This window comes from Acidimicrobiia bacterium (genome assembly GCA_040881685.1).
Taxonomy (GTDB): Bacteria; Actinomycetota; Acidimicrobiia; order IMCC26256; family PALSA-555; genus SHVJ01.
In genome coordinates this window covers 95,965-114,640 of sequence record JBBECS010000017.1, presented here as the reverse complement: position 1 = coordinate 114,640, position 18,676 = coordinate 95,965, and the positions used below count along the sequence as shown (strand labels likewise).

The 18,676-nt window shown below is 70.2% G+C and carries 18 protein-coding genes and 1 pseudogene; 7 read left to right on the top strand and 12 right to left on the bottom strand.

The features are described 5' to 3' along the window. Positions 1-6: 6 nt before the first annotated feature. From WEE69_05370 to WEE69_05350, 5 genes and pseudogenes are all read left to right on the top strand, one after another. A pseudogene (locus tag WEE69_05370) lies at positions 7-534 on the top strand (RsmG family class I SAM-dependent methyltransferase). 411 nt (positions 535-945) lie between these two features. Next, entirely contained in the window at positions 946-1,728 is a 783-nt protein-coding gene (locus WEE69_05365) for an AAA family ATPase (GenBank protein ID MEX1144716.1), read from the top strand. Next, positions 1,703-2,605 carry a ParB/RepB/Spo0J family partition protein gene (locus WEE69_05360; GenBank protein ID MEX1144715.1) on the top strand — a complete coding sequence of 301 codons (903 nt, stop codon included), beginning with the start codon at positions 1,703-1,705 and terminating at the stop codon, positions 2,603-2,605. The genes WEE69_05365 and WEE69_05360 overlap by 26 nt, the downstream gene beginning before the upstream one ends. 244 nt (positions 2,606-2,849) lie before the next feature. Continuing rightward, entirely contained in the window at positions 2,850-3,212 is a 363-nt protein-coding gene (locus WEE69_05355; GenBank protein ID MEX1144714.1) for a VOC family protein, read from the top strand. Positions 3,213-3,368: 156 nt separating this feature from the next. Beyond that, entirely contained in the window at positions 3,369-3,587 is a 219-nt protein-coding gene (locus tag WEE69_05350; protein ID MEX1144713.1) for a hypothetical protein, read from the top strand. Between the two features lie 94 nt (positions 3,588-3,681). Here the strand turns inward: WEE69_05350 and WEE69_05345 are convergent, their stop codons facing one another. The 12 genes from WEE69_05345 to WEE69_05290 all read right to left on the bottom strand — a co-directional run bounded on the left by WEE69_05345 (position 3,682) and on the right by WEE69_05290 (position 16,375). Beyond that, positions 3,682-4,671: a peptidoglycan-binding protein gene (locus tag WEE69_05345; GenBank protein MEX1144712.1), complete on the bottom strand. Its 990-nt coding sequence runs from the start codon at positions 4,669-4,671 to the stop codon at positions 3,682-3,684. A gap of 22 nt (positions 4,672-4,693) precedes the next feature. Next, on the bottom strand, positions 4,694-5,023 hold the full coding sequence (gene trxA, locus WEE69_05340) for a thioredoxin (GenBank protein ID MEX1144711.1): 330 nt from the start codon (positions 5,021-5,023) through the stop codon (positions 4,694-4,696). Between the two features lie 90 nt (positions 5,024-5,113). Beyond that, complete coding sequence (gene trxB, locus WEE69_05335) at positions 5,114-6,046, bottom strand: thioredoxin-disulfide reductase (GenBank protein MEX1144710.1); 933 nt, start codon at positions 6,044-6,046, stop codon at positions 5,114-5,116. After that, on the bottom strand, positions 6,043-6,354 hold the full coding sequence (locus tag WEE69_05330) for a hypothetical protein (GenBank protein ID MEX1144709.1): 312 nt from the start codon (positions 6,352-6,354) through the stop codon (positions 6,043-6,045). Before WEE69_05330 ends, trxB begins: the two co-directional genes overlap by 4 nt. 50 nt (positions 6,355-6,404) lie before the next feature. Beyond that, positions 6,405-7,934, bottom strand: coding sequence for a glycosyltransferase family 39 protein (locus WEE69_05325; GenBank protein ID MEX1144708.1), 1,530 nt, complete (start codon positions 7,932-7,934; stop codon positions 6,405-6,407). Positions 7,935-7,989: 55 nt separating this feature from the next. Then, positions 7,990-8,628 carry a hypothetical protein gene (locus WEE69_05320; GenBank protein ID MEX1144707.1) on the bottom strand — a complete coding sequence of 213 codons (639 nt, stop codon included), beginning with the start codon at positions 8,626-8,628 and terminating at the stop codon, positions 7,990-7,992. Further along, a complete protein-coding gene (locus WEE69_05315; protein ID MEX1144706.1) occupies positions 8,625-9,248 on the bottom strand; it encodes a sigma-70 family RNA polymerase sigma factor in 624 nt (207 codons plus the stop codon). The genes WEE69_05320 and WEE69_05315 overlap by 4 nt, the downstream gene beginning before the upstream one ends. Continuing rightward, positions 9,241-10,722 carry a protein kinase gene (locus WEE69_05310; protein ID MEX1144705.1) on the bottom strand — a complete coding sequence of 494 codons (1,482 nt, stop codon included), beginning with the start codon at positions 10,720-10,722 and terminating at the stop codon, positions 9,241-9,243. Before WEE69_05310 ends, WEE69_05315 begins: the two co-directional genes overlap by 8 nt. 374 nt (positions 10,723-11,096) lie before the next feature. Beyond that, positions 11,097-11,936, bottom strand: coding sequence for a DegV family protein (locus WEE69_05305; protein MEX1144704.1), 840 nt, complete (start codon positions 11,934-11,936; stop codon positions 11,097-11,099). Between the two features lie 7 nt (positions 11,937-11,943). Next, complete coding sequence (gene murJ, locus WEE69_05300; protein ID MEX1144703.1) at positions 11,944-13,623, bottom strand: murein biosynthesis integral membrane protein MurJ; 1,680 nt, start codon at positions 13,621-13,623, stop codon at positions 11,944-11,946. After that, entirely contained in the window at positions 13,620-15,659 is a 2,040-nt protein-coding gene (locus WEE69_05295) for a DUF6049 family protein (protein MEX1144702.1), read from the bottom strand. Before WEE69_05295 ends, murJ begins: the two co-directional genes overlap by 4 nt. After that, on the bottom strand, positions 15,656-16,375 hold the full coding sequence (locus WEE69_05290; protein MEX1144701.1) for a GNAT family N-acetyltransferase: 720 nt from the start codon (positions 16,373-16,375) through the stop codon (positions 15,656-15,658). Before WEE69_05290 ends, WEE69_05295 begins: the two co-directional genes overlap by 4 nt. 74 nt (positions 16,376-16,449) lie before the next feature. Between WEE69_05290 and WEE69_05285 the strand changes: the two genes are divergently transcribed. Together WEE69_05285 and WEE69_05280 are read left to right on the top strand one after the other, a co-directional pair. Beyond that, positions 16,450-17,454 carry a histone deacetylase gene (locus tag WEE69_05285; GenBank protein ID MEX1144700.1) on the top strand — a complete coding sequence of 335 codons (1,005 nt, stop codon included), beginning with the start codon at positions 16,450-16,452 and terminating at the stop codon, positions 17,452-17,454. A 48-nt stretch (positions 17,455-17,502) separates the two neighbouring features. Beyond that, on the top strand, positions 17,503-18,624 hold the full coding sequence (locus WEE69_05280; protein MEX1144699.1) for a PilT/PilU family type 4a pilus ATPase: 1,122 nt from the start codon (positions 17,503-17,505) through the stop codon (positions 18,622-18,624). The last annotated feature ends 52 nt before the right edge of the window (positions 18,625-18,676 follow it).

Sequence of the window (18,676 nt, the reverse complement as noted above, 5' to 3'; positions counted from 1 at the left end):
GACCACGCCGCAGCCATGGTTGAGGCGCTCGGCCCAGCACCCGCGCACTTCCTCGACCTCGGAACCGGCGCCGGCATCCCCGGCCTCGTGCTCGCCCTCGCGTGGCCGGCGTCGACCGGCGCCCTGCTCGACAGCCGCCAGCGCCGTACGGCGTTCCTCACCGACGCGATCGCCGAGCTGAACCTGTCCGACCGCCTCGAGATCGTCACCGCTCGCGCCGAAGACGCCGCCCGGGACCCCCGCCACCGCGCCGCCTTTGACCTCGTCGTCGCCCGAGGCTTCGGCCGCCCCGCCGTCACCGCCGAATGCGCGGTCGGCTTCCTGAAGAAGGGCGGCCGACTCGCCGTCAGCGAACCCCCCGACACCACCCCCACCACGAGATGGCCCGAAGCAGCAGCAGCACAGCTCGGCCTCACCCCACCCAGGATCCTCCAGGCCACCGGAGCCACCGTCGCCCTCCTCACCCTCACTACCCCGCCCAAGGACAAGTGGCCCAGACGCCCAGGCATCCCCAGGAAACGCCCCCTCTGGTAGCTCCCCACCCAAAACGTTCCACGTGGAACGCAGGTCCTCGGCCAGACACCGAGTTCGTCCCACCCGTCGATGTTCCACGTGGAACGGAGCCTCCGGCGCCCAAGGGAGGCCGGAGGTCCGGCGCTCGCAGCGAGTGACGGGCCGCAGGCCGGAGCCAAAGACCCCCGCCCAACGAGCGCGAGACCTCACGAAGCAGAGCCAAAAGAAATCTGACACAACCTCTGGTCAAGCGCCCGCGGGCGACGTATCCTCCTCCCCTCAACCTCAGGTCGAGGCTCACGATCCACGGAGGCTGTGGTGGCCAAGACGAAGATCGACGTCGACACCGACGAGGCGCTCGGGCTGCCCGACGGCCCGATCCTCGATCCGCAGACATTGCCCGAGCCGGCAGCGATCGCGGCGCCCAAGCCGATGGAGCTGCCCCGCATCGTCGCCATCGCCAATCAGAAGGGCGGCGTCGGCAAGACCACGACCGCGGTGAACCTCGGTGCATCGCTTGCGGAGCTCGACTTTCGGGTCCTCGTCGTCGACCTCGACCCACAGGGGAACGCCACGACCGGACTCGGGCTCAACCCCCGCGACGTTTCGGGCTCGATCTACGACGTGATCTTGGGCGACACCTCGATGGAGGACGCGATCGAGGCCACAAGCATCAAGAACCTGTTCGTCGCCCCGGCGACGATCGACCTCGCCGGAGCCGAGATCGAGCTGGTCCCCCAGATCAGCCGCGAGCTCAAGCTCCGCAAGGCACTCGAGACGGTGCGGGATCAGTACGACATCATCCTCATCGACTGCCCGCCGTCGCTCGGTCTGCTCACGGTCAACGGCCTCGCCGCCGCCGACGACGTGATCGTGCCGATCCAGTGCGAGTACTACGCGCTGGAAGGCCTCGGCCAGCTGCTCCGCAACGTGTCTCTCGTGCAGGCCAACCTCAACCCGCTGCTCGACGTGCGAGGGATCATCCTCACGATGTACGACGCGCGCACCAAGCTCGCCGACCAGGTCGTGAACGAGGTCCGCGAGTACTTCGGCGGCAAGGTGTACGCAACGGTCGTGCCCCGCACGGTGCGCCTCTCCGAGGCGCCGTCGTTCGGCCAGCCAATCATCGTGTTCGACAGCGGATCGCGGGGCGCGAAGGCGTACCGCGACTTGGCGAAAGAGGTGAGCCGTGGCGCGGTCAAGCGGGCTGGGTAGGGGCCTCGGCGCCCTCATCCCTCCGGGCACGGCCGACCACCCGGTCCAGGCCGTCTCGGGGTACCGAGAAATCCCAATCGCGGCAATTCGCCCGAATCCCTACCAGCCACGCGACGTCTTCGACGAGGAGTCGATCGGCGCGCTCGCCGACTCCATCCGCGAGGTCGGACTGCTCCAGCCCGTGCTCGTGCGCCCGGCAGGCGACGGCTTCGAGCTCATCGCCGGCGAGCGTCGTTGGCGCGCCGCGCGCCGCGTCGGACTGCAGACGATCCCCGCGCTCGTGCGCGAGACCGAGGACGACACCGCGCTCGAGCAGGCCCTCGTCGAGAACGTCCAACGCGAAGACCTCAACCCGCTCGAAGAGGCCGCGGCCTACCAACAGCTGATCGAAGACTTCAAGCTGACCCACGAGCAGGTTGCTGCACGCGTCGGCAAGAGCCGCGCCGCGATCTCCAACACGCTGCGACTGCTCCAGCTCCCGCCGTCCATCCAGCGCGCGGTGCGCGAGGTGCAGCTCTCGATGGGGCACGCCCGCGCCCTGCTCGGAACGCCCGACCGCAAGTTCCAGGAGGCGCTCGCCAAACGCGCCATCAAAGAAGATCTGTCGGTGCGCGCGGTCGAGGAGGCCGTGCGCGCGCGCAACGACGGCGCGGGCGACGGCGAGAAGGTGCCGGCCCCCGGACGAATGCGTCCACCCGGCCTCGCCGAGCTCGAGGAGCTGCTGGCCGACTTCCTCGAGACGCGGGTGAAGATCAAGATGGGCAAGGGGGGCAAGGGGTCGATGACCGTCGACTTCGCCGGCCTCGACGACCTCGAGCGCATCTACCGCCGCATGACCGAAGCGCGCGCCGCCGCGCCGCGGTCCAAGGCTGGTTAGCTCGCGCGTTCCACAAGCGGACGGCTTCGCGCACGTCGCGTCGCGCGCTCACCACGGCCGGAGGGCGCCGTCACCTGCTGACGCAGCCAGCGCCGAACTTCGTGCAAGCCCCTGCTCCCGCCGCCTTCGGCGGCACTCGGGGCTCCGCCCCAGGTCTCGCCCGATCGGCGAGACCGGCTGCGCATCAGGCGCCGGACCCTCCGACCTATGACGTGACGAGTTTCGTGCAGGCACACTTGTCCCCGTGATTCGGACGCAGGGGCTCACGCACGTCCACCTGATCGTGGGCGACCTGGAATGGTCGCTGCGCTTCTACCGGGACGCGTTCAGCATGGAGGAGCAGTTTCGAGACGGGCCGTCCCTCGTGTTCTTGCGGACACCCGGCGCAGCGGACTCCATCACCTTGAACGAGCAACCGAACGATCCGCGCATCGGGTCGGGTGGCGTCGATCACTTCGGATTTCGTCGTGCCGATGGCCAGGATCTGGACGACGCCGTGCGCCAGGTTGAGGCGGCGGGCGGTCAGCTCGTCGAGCGCGGTGAGCATCAACCCGGGGTGCCGTACGCGTACGTCGCAGATCCGGACGGCTACATGATCGAGCTGTAACTAGGCGGTCACTTCGTCGATGATTCGGCGGGCCTCGTTGGCGTTGCGGGCTGCGCAGTCGATGCGGGCATCGGAGCCTCCTACTGCTGTCTGCACTCGTTGTACGTCAGTCCGGGCAAGATGACACGCGTACACGAGCCGACCTGAGGGGTGGAGATGGCGGACGACCAAGCTTGGGCGATTCGGTTGCGGATGTTGGGGATCTGGACCTTCGGGTTGGGATGGGTTGCCACGATCATCGTCGCCTCAGGTGCCGACTCGTTTCGCGACGGACTCGCCGTCGTGATCGCGTTAGGTGCGAGCGTGTCGCTCGCCGCGGCGGCCATCTTTGGCGTCGGCGCCTACGTCGGCAGGTCAGCCCACCACGACCTATAGAGAGCGAGTCACGCGCCATGCGTTCCGCACGGATGGAGGACGGCGCCCCGTCGTCCCGGCGGTGAACAGACCGCGCGACGAACGCTGAACTTCGTCAGTCGTCGATGGCGGGGTGCTCGACGGCGTGTTGGATGCCGCGCACGATGGCTCGGCCGACGTCACCGGCTCGGGCCACGAGGGTGCGCATCGCCTCGACATCGTCGTCGGGGACCACGTCGACGACTACCGCGGTCATGTGCGTCTCGCGCAGCGCGCCGTAGGCCCGGCCGCATACGCCAGCATCGGTGGGCAGGATCGGGGCGAGGGCCTCGTGGATCGCGGTGGCGATGGCGAAGCCGGCTTCGGAACGGAAGTCGCCGGTGGAGAAGTAGGCGCAACGGCACAAGGCGTCACCGGTGCGCAGCGTGAGGAAGAGGTCGGCGCCGAAGCGGTTCGCCTCGTCGGCGATCACCGCGTCGTCCTCCCCTGAGGAGTCGAGCACGGCGTCGGCGCCGGCGTCGACGAGGGTCTTCGCCACCTGCTCGGCCAGCGCGCCCAACCCAGGGGCCGCGGCCACGTAGACCCGCCGCCCCGCCAGGTGGCGCGGCCCGGCGAGGAGCCGCTCGCGCTCTCGGATCGACGCGGCGGAGCCGTCAGCGAAGGAGCCAACCCGCTCGAGCGCCGCGAGTGTCGTCGACCCGCAGATGCCATCCGGCCGGAGGCCCGACGCGCGCTGGAACTCGACGAGCGCTTCGTACGTCTCGGCGCCGAGGATCCCGTCCTCGCGGCTGGCGTCGAAGCCGAGCGCGTTCAGGCGGCGTTGGAGCCCGGCCACGTCGTCGCCGCGGAGCATCGGGCGGCGGAAGTAGAGGAGGCGGTCACCGAGCGCGAAACCACTCTCGACGAGCGTGTTCCACGTCTGGCGCCCGACGATGCCATCGACGCGCAGCCGCCGCGCCGCTTGGAACGCGCGGACCGCGGCCGCGGTGCCGTCGCCGAAGTCGCCGGGATCGTCCGGTCCGATGTCGTGGCCGAGCGCGACGAGCCGCGCTTGGAGGTCTCGGACCGCCTCGCCGCGGCTCGCGTGCCGGAGCTCAGCGGGCATGGGGACTCCTTACCCGGAAGGGTTACCCCACGTACTCGGCGAGCTCCTGGAGCAGCTGGCCCTTGCCCTTGGCGCCCACGAGGCGCTTCACGGGCTCGCCATCCTTGAACACCAGGAGGGTGGGGATGCTCATCACGTTGTACTTCATCGCTGTGCTCGGGTTGTCGTCGACGTTGAGCTTGGCGATGTTCAGCTTGTCGCCCTGCTCCGTGGCGATCTCCTCGAGCACCGGGGCGATCATCTTGCATGGACCGCACCACTCCGCCCAGAAGTCCACGAGGACCGGCTTCTCGGCGGCGCCGACGGTCTCGTCGAACGTGGCGTCGCTGAGGGTCTGGATGTTGGCTCCCACGGGGCTTCCTTTCGGGGCAGGGCGGTGAAGTGTACCGACGGGTCGAACCCCGACTCGGCTCTCGGGATTCCTGCTCTTCGGGAGTTGCGGTTACCCGTGTTCTCGGGCTGCGAGCCAACGCTCGGCCTCGATGGCGGCCATGCAGCCGCTCCCCGCGGCCGTGACGGCCTGACGGAACACGTGGTCTTGGACGTCGCCGGCTGCGAAGACGCCGTCGACCGATGTGGCGGTCGAGTCGGGGGACGTGATCACGTAGCCCGCATCGTCGAGGTCGATCTGACCCTTGACGAGGTCGGTGTTCGGGGTGTGGCCGATCGCCACGAACAGCCCGTCGAGATCGAGGCGCGACTCCTTGCCCGACTCCGTGTCGCTGAGGCGGACGCCCTCGACGCGCTGGTCGCCGAGCACCTCTTCGACGGTGGAGTTCCACTTGAAGTCGATCTTGTCGTTGGCGAAGGCGCGCTCGGCCATGATCTTCGACGCCCGCAGCTCGTCGCGCCGGTGGATCACGGTCACGTTCGTGGCGAACTTGGTGAGGAACAGCGCCTCTTCGACCGCCGAGTCGCCGCCGCCGACCACACCGATCGGCTTGCCCCGAAAGAAGAACCCGTCGCACGTCGCGCACGTGGATACGCCCTTCGCGAGGAGGCGCTGCTCCGACTCCAGGCCGAGCATCTGTGCGCTCGCGCCCGTAGAGAGGATGACGGCGTCGCCGCGGTATTCGGTGGAGCCGACCCAGGCCCCGAACGGCGGTTCGGAGAGATCGACCCGGTCGGCGTCGGCGGTCACGAACTCGGCTCCGAAGCGCACGGCCTGCTCGCGCAGCTTGGTCATGAGATCGGGCCCCATGACCCCGTCGGGGAAGCCGGGATAGTTCTCGACGTCGGTGGTGAGCATGAGTTGCCCGCCGGCTTCGATGCCCTCGATGACGACCGGCTCGAGCAGCGCGCGGGCCGCGTAGATCGCCGCGGTGAGGCCGGCGGGACCGGACCCCAGGATCACGACCTTGCGGTCCTCGCTCACGATTCGTCCTCGTCCTCGTCGTCGTCCTTGGAGGGGCGCGCGCGCCTCGACCAGCAGAACGCGCCGGCGAGCACCAAGATTCCTCCGCAGATCCCGTAGGCGCCCCACACCTCACCGGTGAGGATCACGAGCCCGCGGAACGCGCCGATCACCAGGAGCGTGAGCGCGGTCCCGATGAAGAAGGTGGCGAGCAGGCCGTAGACGACGGCCTTGGTGGCCTTCTGCGCCGGAACGACCGTCTTGTCACGGACCGCACCGACGACACGTTCGATCGTGTCTGCGGCTTGTTTCGGCCAGTCGTCCGCCATAGGACGGGGAGCGTACCTGGCGCCTGATCCGTGTCCCCAGGCTGGCGTGGTCAGGTCGAGCAGGGGGGAACGATGAGCGCGTCGGTCCCGCCCGGCACGTCGTCGCCCCGGGCCTCGTCGCCCGCGCGGCGCTCGTAGAGGTGCATGCCGCGCACCTCGAGGAGGAAGCAGTAGTCGGCTTCGATGCGGGTCGCGAGGCTCGGATACCGGCGTATCGGGGCCAGCCCGGCGTCCTTGAGGTCGGCGGGCGCGGTGTCGAGCACGAGCTGGGGCGGGTGGGCGTCGAAGTCGGCGACGAAGTCGTCCCAGTTCTCACGGTTGGCCCGCTCCGGCCGCGCGCGGGTGTCATCGCGGCTCGGCTGGACACCGGCGAGGAACGACATCGTGGTCACGAAGCGCGTTGCGGGCAGGCGGTCGGCTTCCCAATACACCTCCGGCGCGAGCCCCCAGACGAGCAGACGGTCGTCAGGCTCCGAATGGCCGCGTACCGCGCGCGCCGCGGCCCGGGAGATCTCGGGGCGGATGAGGTCGGCGGGGTCGGCAACGAAGCCCACGATCGCGCAGCCGACCGCGATGGCGCCGGTCGCGGCGAGCGCCGCGACGCGGATCGCCGTGGCCCGGCGTGCGAGTGCGCCCGCGATGAGCAGGGCCGCGGCCGGGGCGAGCTGGAGGAAGTAGTGGCCGTAGAAGCGCCACCCGACCGACAAGCTGATGACGCCGGCGAGGAGCCAGAGCCACAGGTCGGTGTCCCGATTGGGCGCCTCGCGCTCGCGACGGTGGTCCCGCCACGCAACCACGAGCAGCAGCACGATCGGCGCGTTGAGGCCGATCCAGATCCCCCACTGCTCGAAGAAGACCTGGACTGCCTCGCCGATCGGGGGCGGCGACGCGAAGTCTCCGTTGCCGAGCACGTTCCAGCGCAGGTACTCGCCCACGCCGACGAGCAACGCGGTGATCGCGATCGGCACCGCGAACCCCGCGCCGACGAGCGCGACCGAGCGCAGCCGTTGCCGCCCGCGATCGCGGAGCGCGAGATACGCGATCGGGAGGAGGATCGTCCCCCCGGTCTGCTTCACCAGCACGGCGAGCGCGGCCGCGACGCCCGATCCGACCCACCGCGCGCGCCGAGCGAGCATCACTGCGGCCACGGTCGCCGGCAGCATGAAAAGCTCGAAGTTGGCGGCCTGCGCGTCGCCGGGAAGGAATGCGACGCTCGCGAACAGGCAGAGCACGCCAGCAGCCCGCCCCGCCCGCTCGCCCCAGCGCGCGCGCCCCTCCAGGTAGGTCAGGAACGCGGTCAGTGCGAGCGCGAGGATCGCCAAGACGCGCGGACCCTCGACGGTGCCGTCACCGCCCACCTCGAACGCGCCGGCATAGAGGTAGGGCACGATCGGTGCCTTGCGGTCAGTGGTGTCGTCGTAGACGGACCCGCCGTCGAGGATGACGCGGCCCTGGGTTCCGAGGAAGGCTTCGTCGGGGTTGAAGAGATCGACCGCGAAGGCCGCGGCGTGGAGCGCCACCGCGAGCAGCAGCAGGAGTCCGAAGCGGCGGGCCGCCTCCAGCTTCGAGGGCCCGGTCACGCGCAGGATGCTGGCACAGGCGTCGCAACGACCCCGGCCAGCGGTGGTCGGTGGGTCAGCCCTTCGGCAGCCGCACGTTCGCCAGCACGCCGCACGTGTCGGCTTGCACCACGACGGCGAGCGCCTCGCCGGCCGGTGATGTCCCGATCACGACCGTGACCGCGACGCCGTTGTAGGTCCCGATCCCCAATGCGCTCGGTGCAACCAAGCCGAACGTCTCGGGTGCGTTCGCCGCGCAGGGGTAGCCGATGATCGTGCTGTCCTCGGTCGGACCCGCGGAGCGCTGGAACCCGACGTCGACGGCATCGCGCAGATCGGCCGGCTTGGTCACGTCACCGAGGTCGCCGAGCGGGGTGACGGGGATCGCGCTCGACTCCGCCGCCCCGGCCGGCGTCAGCCTCTCGGCCTCGGCCTCGGCGTCGGGGCTGACGCTGGGCGTGGGCGCCCGCTGCGCGGTCGTGGCGTCGGGCTGCTCGGGCGCGGTCACCAGCACAGCCCCGACCAGAGCTCCGATCGCGATCGCCGCCGCGACCGACGCGACGCCAATGAGGCGTGAAGGACGCGGCAGGGGGCGATCCAGGGCCTCGCGGACCATGCGACGCCGCGTGACGTCGTCGAGCGGCGGCACGGTGAGGAGCTCGGCGAGAGCTTCGTCGCGCTCGTCGGTCTCGGCGGGGTCGTGGGGTTCGTTCATGATCCTTCGCTTGGACGCTCGGCGGGGGTGGTGGAGTTCCCGAGCAGCTCGGCGAGCGCGGCGCGGCCCCGTGCGATCCGTGAGCGCACCGTCCCGGGTGGCACATCGAGCACGTCGGCGATCTCCGCGTAGTCGAGGTCGCACAGGTCGCGCAGCACGACGGCCACTCGGAACTCCTCGGGTAGTCGAGCGAGCGCCGCGTCTACGTCGAGGCGGGCGCCGACGCGATCGTCGATCGCCGAGCCACCACCCACCGGCTCGGGGAGGTCTTCGACAGGCATCGGCCGGCGCCGCCGCCGGCGCAGCTCGTCGAGCGCGGCATTCGTCGCGACGCGGTAGAGCCAGGTCGTGAAGGCTGACCGTCCGTCGAACCGGCTGATGCCACGCGTGATGGAGACCAGCGCCTCCTGGGTCGCGTCGAGCGCGTCTTCGCGGTGCCCGATGACGCGGCGGCAGATCGCGTGCACGCGGTCCGCGTGCCGGTCCAGCAGGATCTCGAGCGACCGGCGGTCACCGCGCGCCGCGGCCCGGGCGAGCACGTTGTCCTCGACGACCGCCGCCGCACCACCGGCCCGGACGCCCGCCCGGGGCGCGCCCGCCGAGGCCGTGGGGTCAGCCAACCCGAACCTCGAGCACGTCGAGACGATTCGGGTTGCTTGGGACGCGGGTGATCCACAGCAGGATCGCGCCCACGTCGCCGACAGCGTCGAAGTCGAAGACGGCCGTCGCACCAAGACCTTCCAGCGACGCGACCGATGAACCCCACCCCCCGAGGGTGGATGCCGGACTGGTGGCGACGTAGATCTCGGCGCTCCAGTCCGTGCCACCCGCGGTCACCTCGACCGAGGACACCTCCGCCAGGCCCGAGAGCTCGATGACGAGACCGACGCCTTCCTTCCCGCCGAGCTCCTGCGACGAGTACGTCTCGGTGGTCCAGGCGGTGTCCGAGTTGCCGTCGATCGCGTTCCCGGCTTCGTCGGAGTGCTCGCCGTCGCCGCCCAACGGGTCGAAGTCGTCGGCCCCCACGATCTGCACGACCGTGTCGCTGCTGCCGCCCTTGTTCTTCGTGAGGTCCTGCACGAGCAGGTAGCCACCGCCGGCGCCGCCGCCGAGCAAGATGGCGCCGAGGATCGCCCACGGCCAGGCCGCGCGCTGGCGCTGCGGCCGGGGACGCGGTTGATGTGCACGCGCAGGTGATGCCTCCGCCGGCTGCGGTGGCGGCGCGAGCGATGCGCGCGACGCGGTGTGGTCGGTCTCGACCGGGAGCTCGTTCCCTCGGAGCGCGGCGTCCAGGGCTGCGGCGAGGGCGTGCGCACTCGGCCATCGCTCACTCGGGTGGATCTCCAGGCTGCGCGCCACGATCGACTGCACCACGGGTGGCACCGCGTCGGGCAACGGATCGGGCGCAACGCTGAGCCGCGCGAGCGCGGCACTCATCTCCGTGTCGCCGTGGAACGGGAGCGACCCCGCGAGCATCTCGTGCAGCAGAAGGCCGACGGCGTACACGTCGGCCCGGCCGTCGGCTGGCTCGCCGCGCACTTGCTCGGGCGCCAGGTAGCGGGCCGTCCCGATGATCGTCCCCGCGCTTGTGAGGTCACCAGTGCCGGAGGCCTTCGCAATGCCGAAGTCGGTCACCTTGACCGGGCCGTCGGGCGGGACGAGCACGTTCGCCGGCTTGATGTCACGGTGCACGATCCCGTTTCGGTGCGCTTCCTCGAGCGCCGCGGCGACGCCCCGGGCGATGCGCAGCGCGCCCGGAACCGGCAGCGGACCACGCTCGTCGAGCAGCGTCCGCAGGTTCGGACCGTTGACGAGCTCCATCACGATGTACGCGGTGCCGTCATCCTCGCCGGTGTCGTACGTGGTCACGATGCCGGGATGGGCGAGCCCCGCCGCCGACACGGCTTCGTTGCGGAAGCGCGCTCGAACGGCCTCGTCGACCGAGAGCTCGGGATGCAGCGTCTTCACCGCGACCTTGCGGGCGAGGAGCGTGTCCTCGGCCACCCACACCGTCGCCATTCCGCCACGCGCCAACCGGTCCACCAACCGATACCGATTGTTCAGCACCCGTCCAGGCGCGGCAGCACTCGACACCCGCTCACGCTACCGGCCGTCACCACCATTTGACGCTTCGCCCCGTTGCGCGGGGCACCCACTCAGCCTGCAGGAACCGCCGTGCTCCGCAGCCGGTTCTTGCGCGCGTTCGGTTCCGGCCCCAGGACGCCGGCGCCCGCTGCACAGCAAGGGCCTAACTTCGGGCGAGCCCCTGCTCCCGCCGTCCGCCAAGGCGGACCGGCGTTCGGGTCTTCGACCCGGGTCTCGCCCGATCGGCCTCACATGCTGCGCATCGGGAACCGACCCTCGGACCTCATGCGCGCCGGCGAGTGAGTGATGTCTGGCACGGCTCCCGCAGGCAGTGCTGAACGCGCGCGCCAACGTGCGCGAAGTCGTGTGTGTGCGCGGGTGCGCTACGAGTTGGCTTCTTGGAAGGTGACGCCGATTACTCCTGGGCCGGCGTGGGTGCCGATGACCGGGCCTACGACGCTGATGACGATGTCGTCGCGGGGGACGATCGGGTCGAGCAGCTCGACGAGCTCGTCGACGTCGTCCGCTTGTCCGTGCAGGACGGACACGGAGTCGACCGGCTGCGCGCTCACCTTGTCGGCCAACAGGCGAAGGGCCTTGGAGCGGGTGCGGACGCGGCCGGACTCCTCGACGGCGCCATCACGCACCTCGACGACCGGCTTGATGGAGAGCATCGTGCCGAGCAGCGCGCGTGCATTCCCGATGCGCCCGCCGCGCTTGATGAACTCGAGGGTGTCGAGGCTGCCGAACAGACGGGTTCGGTCGCGGCGGTCGATCACGTCGGCGACGATCTCATCGATCGGGTCACCGGCGGCGCCGCGCCGCGCCGCTGTCAGGACGAGGCTTCCGAGCCCGAGCGAGCACGTCATCGAGTCGATGACGTGGATCGGGCATTCGCCGCCGACCGCGCTTGCGGCGAGTTGCGCGGCCTGCATCGTCGCCGAGAGCCGTGACGAGAGGTTGACGCACACGATGCCGGTCGCGCCGTCTTTGATGAGGTCTCGAAAGCGCGCTTCGAAGGCTCCTGCGGACGGCGCCGACGTCTCGGGGAGCGCCTCGGTGACGCGCAGCCGGCTCCAGAAGTCGTCGACGCTCAACTCGTCGCGGTCGACGAACTCCTCAGCGCCGAAGCGGATAGTGAGCGGGACGATCTCGATGCCGAGCGGTCCCACCAGGTCCGGTGGTAGATCGCACGCGCTGTCGGTGACCACCCGCACGCCCATGCGCTCATCATGCCTTGTCCGGCGCCGGCGGCGGAGGGGACGAGCGCCCGCGGCTGCGGCGTCTCCGTCGGAATCGCCGGAGCACCAGGTCGAGCACCTCCGAGAACTCCTCGACGCGCAGCGCGAGGAGCCCACCGATCGTGATGGCACCAGCCACGCCCAGACCGAGCAGCGTCGACACCAGCGCTTGACCGGACGTGTCCCACCCGTTGGCCTTGCCGATGACCCACGCCGCGGTCCCGGCCACGACCGCAACCGCGATGACGCGAATGCCGACCAGCTCGATCCCACGTCCGCGAAGGCTTCCGATGCGTCGGCTGAGCGCGAACAAGGTGACCCCAGCCCCGACGGCGTACGCGCCCGAGTGCGCGAACGACAACCCGGGGATGCTCAACCAGTCGAAGAGCGCGATCGCCAGCACGATGTTCAACGCGTTCTGGAGGCAGCCGAAGAAGAACGGACGCTTCGTGTCGTCAAGCGAATAGAAGGCTCGCAGCGTGAACAGGTAGGTGGAGAAGAACGGCAAGCCAACCGCAAACCCGACGAGCGTGTCCGCGACGACGTCGGCGTCGGCGCTCGTGAACGCACCACGTTGGAAGAGCGCGGTGACGATGGGGCGAGCGAGCGCCACCGCTACCGCGGACGCGGGGATCAGCACCGTGAGCGTGAGCCGCAACGTTCGAGCGAAGCGGTGCCGCAAGGCCGGACGGTCGACGCGTCGGCCCGCGGCGGCAAGCTCCGGCGCGATCGCCGTCATGATCGGGAACCCGAGCAAGCCGTACGGCAGCACGAACAGCAGGTATGCGTTGAAGTACACGAACGCGCCGCCATGACCGGTCGCGAGCTCGACGCCGTTCGCCAGCACGATCACCGTCCACAGCGCGACCTGGTTGGCTGCGACGTACCCAATCGTCCACCCCGAAAGCCGCATGACGCGCCGAACCGCGTCGTTGCGCCAGTCGGCGAGGAAGCGGAGCCGTACCCCGGCCGAGCGCAGCGCAGGGATGAGGACCAACCCCATCGCGGCGATGCCGGCGGTCGTGCCAAGTCCGATGAAGAGCAACAGCCCGTCGTCCTCGAGAATGCGACGCACGGTGAACGGGCCGTCGACGACGCGTGGCAACGCGAAGAAGATCCCGATCACCACGATGTTGTTGAGCATCGGTGCGAGCGCGGCCGCTGCGAACCGCCGTCGGGCCTGGAGGATCGCGGTCGCCAGCGCCGTCAGGCCGTAGAAGAGCATCTGGGGCATGAAGACGCGCACGAACGCCGTACCGAGCTCCTGCTGGTCGGCGCGGATCCGGCCGGGCACTTGGAGGAGATAGACGCGCACGATCAGCGGTGCCGCCACGACGCCGATGATCGTGATCGCCAGCAGACCGAGCATCGACACGGTGAAGACCGCGCTCGTTGCGTCGTCGTCGCGATCGTCGAGGTGACGCACGAACTGCGGCACGAGTGTGGCGGTCAGCACGCCTCCGAGCAGCAGCTCGTACACGATGTTCGGCGTCTCGTTCGACCAGGCGTACACGCCCGCAAGCGAGGTTGCCCCGAGCGCGTAGCTGATCGCGCTGACGCGCACGACGCCGGTCACGCGTGACAGCGCGGTGCCGAGCCCGACGATTGCCCCCGAGCGGAGCAGCTTGGCCGTGTCGTGGCGACCCTGCTCGGGCCTGGCTTCGGTCATTCGGCGTCAGCCGTTGTGTGCACGAGACGGCGAGCGCGATCGCGGCGGATGTGGATGATCCACCAGAGCGCCAGGAAGCCGGCGGCACTGATGATCAGCACCAAGCCGACGGTGCTCACTTCGGTGGCCTGCACCTCGAGCTGCGCCTGCGCGATCGTGAGCACACCGTTCGGCGAACGTACGGTGACGCGCAATGGAAACGAGCCCGAGGTGCGGGCCTCGACCGCAAGCCGCACGGTGGTGTTCTCCGGCGCGAGCTGGACGATCTGTTCCAGGCCGTCGGGGAACGAGAGCTTCGGGCTCTCGAGATCGATGCGGACGTTCACCGTCTCGCCGGTGCCGTTCCGGAAGGTGAGCGGGATGTCGCCTGAGCGATCGGTGAGCGTGATCGTCGAGGCATTCGGAACATCGATGCGGGCGAGGAAGGCGTTGATCGCCGCGTCCACGCTCGCGAGCTCCAACGCCGCGCGCTCGGCGCCGCCCGGACCGCTCCATGCCGACGATACGGAGGAGAGGAGCGAGTAGTCGGCGACCTCACCTCCGGGTGCGCCCGGCGCAGACTCCCGGAAGGACGCCAGTCGCAAGCGAACGTCGTCGTAGGCGGCTGCGCTCACCGGAGGTGCGGGTGGGTCGTACGGGTTGAGCTCACGCGTGACGTTGGTGCCGTCGTCGTTCGTCTCCGTTGGGATCTGCTCGAACACGTCGTTCACCGTCACGGGACGCAAGAGTGGGTGCGCGCGCAGGCCCGAGAGGACCGCGTCGATGAGCTCGTCCGGTGGATCGAGCGTGGCCGAGTTGAGGATCGCGACCGCTCGAGCCTGGTCCGAGTCTTGGAACGCGACGACCGAGAGGCCTGCGAGCAGTCGCTGAGCGCGCAACGCTGGCGCAAGGTCTGCCGCGAGCAATCGGGCCAAACCGGAGTCGGCGGCGATCGCGGACACCGTCGTTTCGCTCGCGGGCACGAGCGACGGCGGTGCCTCGAGGATGAACGGCTGTGCGCCACCGCTGGACGACGAGCGGGCCACGAGGGCGTCTTCCTCCACCACGAGACGGTCGACGCTGCCGGCGCGGAGACGTTGAAGCGCGGCGCCGTCGATCGGACGAGCCACCGCGGTTGTGGTGTCGAGGCGCGTCCCGAAGAACCGGCGCAGCGCCTCGTTGCCCTCCACGATCTGGGTGTCGACAACCGCGACCATGCCGGCGCGGAGGAGCGACGGCAGGTCCACCGGCACGAACGTCCCCGCGATCATCTGGTGCGTGCCGTTCGCGCGCTGGATCGAGCTCACGCCGTCGGCCAGGGACTGCTCGTGTTCGACGCTCGCGGCCCAGGACTGCACCGTCTCGGGCCCCGGCACGATCGTCATGGGCACGCCGGAGGCGCGGTCGAGTGCCGCGGCCTGGCGGCCGAGTCGCCCGTCGGGTGCGAACTGCTTCTCGACGACGGGGTCAGGACCGTCGCCGGGCAGGATCGCGGGCGCCGCGCTCAGCGGCCACACCCACGCGACGCCGAGCGGGCTCGTGACCGCGTCGGGGCTGCCGAGCGGCGCGACGGTGGTGAGGTAGGTGACGAACCCGGCTTGGGTGTTGTCGTCGGCATCGCGCAGCTCGACCTCGAGCGGGTACACACCTGCCCGCGGCGCTCTGAGGGTCTCCACGAGCCGCGCGCCACCCGAAACCTCGAGACGGAACGCAAGGTCGCGGTTGCCTTGCGCGTCGACTGAGAGCGCGTCGACGGGGACGACGACCTGATCGAGGAAGGAGCCGAGCTCCTCACCGTCGAGGGTGCGGTCGAACTCACTGCGCGAGTCGATCGACGAGTACGACACCACGCTGATCGTGAACCCAGCACCGGCATCTGCACCGTCGAGCGCGAGCTTCATGTGGACATCGCCGCCGACAAGCGTCCACGGATCCTGAGCAGTGAGGGTGAGCGAAGGCTCGACGCCGGCGCCGGCTGGTGTTGCGTGGAGCAGGCCAGGGGCGATCGCGGCGACCAGAGTCACCGCGACGCGCCAGGCGCGACGCGTCCCGCTCACAAGGCCCGGTCGAGCACGCAGAGCCCGACCGGGAGGTGTCGGAATCCGCAGGATTCGTAGAGGGCGAGCGCGCCGTCGTTCTCCCACTGCGTGTTGACGAGCGCGCGATGCGTGTCATGTCGGTCGAGCCAGCGCAGCGCATCGATGACAAGGGCACGGCCCCAGCCGTTCCGCCGCGCGTCGGGGTGCACCGCCACGCGCTGGAGGTAGCCGCGCCGACCCGCACGACCGGTGATGGCGTAGGCCACGGCTCCTTGACCATTCGGGTCACCGACGCGGAACCTGACCGCGGGAGTCGCGTGGAGCGCGTCGGTCAGCCCCTCGGGATCCAGACGCCAGAAGTCGTCGAACGCGTGCCCATCGAGCTTGAGAACGACCGACCGGTCCGTGCGCCACGCACGCCGGAGCGCGAGCTGGTCGTCGCCTGGCGCGGGGACGTGGCACAACGTGTGCTCCAAGAGGTGGAGGCGCTCACGAACACCGAAGCCGGCGTCGACGAACGGCAGCGAGTCTCCGGCGGTGAGCGCGCTGGTCACCACGGCGGCGTAGCCAGCCCGACGTAATCGTTCCACGCCTTCCTCGACGTCAGCCCGTGGTGGTGGTGTGCCCTCGGCGAGTACGAGGTGCGCGACGTCGCCGCGTCCGCGCCACGGCGTCACTCGAGCCCAACCGAAGGAATGACGTCGTGCCCGCTCACCCCTCGTGTGCTCGGCCACGGCTCGGGAGCGTACCCGGAGGCGTCGCGGGCCTACCTGTGGGTCTGGGAGCGTCGACTTGTAACGTCGCGCGCGTGCTGCTGGTTGCCGACCATGCCGAGTTCGCGGGTCACGACCCTGGTCCTGGGCATCCAGAGCGAGTAGAGCGGCTTAGCGCGGTGACCGAGGGCGTGCGCGCAGCCCGCGTCGACGACGCAGTCGTGGTGCTCCCACCTCGTGCCGCGACCCGCCACGAGATCGAGCGGGTGCACGACGCTGCGCTCGTCGACCGGGTCGAAGAGCTCTGCAATCGCGGCGGCGGTGTCATCGACATGGACACCGTGGCGTCGCGCGGCTCGTGGGATGCCGCGATCCATGCCGCGGGCGCAGGGCTGGCCGCGATCGACGCGCTCGAGCGGGGCGAAGCGCACGCGGCGTTTCTCGGGCTGCGCCCCCCTGGTCACCATGCGACGGGTCGGACGTCGATGGGTTTCTGCCTCGTGAACAACGTGGCGGTGGCTGCGGCCGCACTCGCCGAACGTGGTCAACGCGTCGTCGTGGTCGACTACGACGCGCACCACGGGAACGGGACCCAGGACATCTTCTGGTCCGATCCGCACGTCTTCTATGTGTCGATGCATCAATGGCCCCTGTACCCAGGGACGGGCCGCATCGACGACACGGGCGCAGGACCGGGCGAGGGCACGACGTGCAACTTCCCCCTGCCGGCCGGGGCCACCGGCGACATCTACCTGCGTGCGTTCGACGAGGTGGTCGAACCGCTCGTGGAGCGCTTCGCGCCTGACTGGGTTCTCGTCTCTGCCGGGTACGACGCGCACCGCGCCGATCCGCTCGCGGGTCTGGCGCTCAGTGCGGGCGACTATGCAGCCCTCGCCGCGCGCTCGGTGGCTCTCGCTCCTCGAGGTCGAGCGGTCGCCTTCCTCGAGGGCGGGTACGACCTCGAGGCACTGCGCGACTCGGTCGCGGCCACACTCCCGGCCTTGCTGGGAGAGTCGGTCAGCGCATCCGAGCCCCAGACCTCCGGTGGCCCCGGCGGGGCGGTCGTCGAAGCCGCACGCGAGGTGCACCGACTCGACTGACTGCGGACGGCGTTTCAGTCCAGCCCCCGGAAATGTCGATATCCCCGTGTGCTGGATCTCGAACGGCTTCTCCGGTTGGCGGTCGAAGCGCGCGCGTCCGACATCCACCTGAAGGTCGGCGCCCGGCCCTATCTGCGTGTCGACGGCCTGTTGCGCGAGTCGGCACTCGATGTGATCGAGCCCGAGGACACCGAGCGAGCCGTCGCCCGTGTCCTGCCTCCCGAGCGAGCCGAGGCACTGGCGGCTCACGGCGAGGCTGACGCGGTCTACGCCCTCCAAGGGATCGGGCGCTTCCGAGCGAGCGCGTTCCGTCAACAGGGGCGAGTGGCGCTGGTGCTGCGCAGGATCGTGCCGGGCGTCCCTGGAGTGGATGCGCTCGGCCTCCCGTCGGCCGCGGCGAAGCTCACCGAGGCGCCGTCGGGCCTCGTGCTCGTGGCCGGCCTCGCCGGATCGGGCCGCACGTCGACCGTCGCCGCCATGGTCGGCCAGGTGAACGCGTCACGCCCCGCCCACATCGTGACGATCGAGCAGCCCGTCGAGGTCGTGCACGCCGACAAGCGCGCCGTGGTCGATCAGCGCGAGGTCGGTGTGGACACCGAGAGCTTCCAGGTCGCGCTCGCCGCGGTTGCGCACCAGGATCCCGACGTGGTGGTGGTGGGCGCCCTTCCCGACGCTGACACCGCGATGAGCGCACTCGAGGTTGCCGATGCCGGGCGCTTGGTGATCGCAGTCGCGCAAGCCGTCAGTGCGGCCGACGCGGTCACCCGGCTCGTGGACCGATTCCCACCCGCGCAGCGGTCGCCGGTGCGCTCACTGCTCTCGCGCACGCTGCGCGGCGTGCTCTGCCAACGACTTCTCCCCCGTGCCGGCGGTCGCGGCCGCGTCCCTGCGGTGGAGGTGCTGGTCGCGAACGGACCCGTCTCGGAAGCGGTCGCCGACTCCGACGGCGCGGCGCGGCTCGACGCGCTGATTGCCGAAGGGGAGATGTGGGGCATGCAGACGTTCGACCAGAGCCTCGCGAACCTCTACCGACGCGGCCTCGTCGCGCGCGACCACGCACTGGCCAACGCAACCTTCGAGCCAGCACTCTCGGTGATGCTCGACGAAGCCGACCGAGCCCGAGCCACCGCCACCACCGCACCACCCCCCATCCCCGCGCCCGTCGCGTAAACCACTCGCCCCCGCACGAAGGTTTGACGCGGGGGGTCGAACGGCTGCGGTG

Coding starts and splice junctions, on each gene's coding strand:
- WEE69_05365 (MEX1144716.1), top strand. CDS start 946: ATGGAGCTGCCCCGCATCGTCGCCATCGCCAATCAGAAGGGCGGCGTC.
- WEE69_05350 (MEX1144713.1), top strand. CDS start 3,369: ATGGCGGACGACCAAGCTTGGGCGATTCGGTTGCGGATGTTGGGGATC.
- WEE69_05345 (MEX1144712.1), bottom strand. CDS start 4,671: ATGCCCGCTGAGCTCCGGCACGCGAGCCGCGGCGAGGCGGTCCGAGAC.
- WEE69_05330 (MEX1144709.1), bottom strand. CDS start 6,354: ATGGCGGACGACTGGCCGAAACAAGCCGCAGACACGATCGAACGTGTC.
- WEE69_05320 (MEX1144707.1), bottom strand. CDS start 8,628: ATGAACGAACCCCACGACCCCGCCGAGACCGACGAGCGCGACGAAGCT.
- WEE69_05305 (MEX1144704.1), bottom strand. CDS start 11,936: ATGGGCGTGCGGGTGGTCACCGACAGCGCGTGCGATCTACCACCGGAC.
- murJ (MEX1144703.1), bottom strand. CDS start 13,623: ATGACCGAAGCCAGGCCCGAGCAGGGTCGCCACGACACGGCCAAGCTG.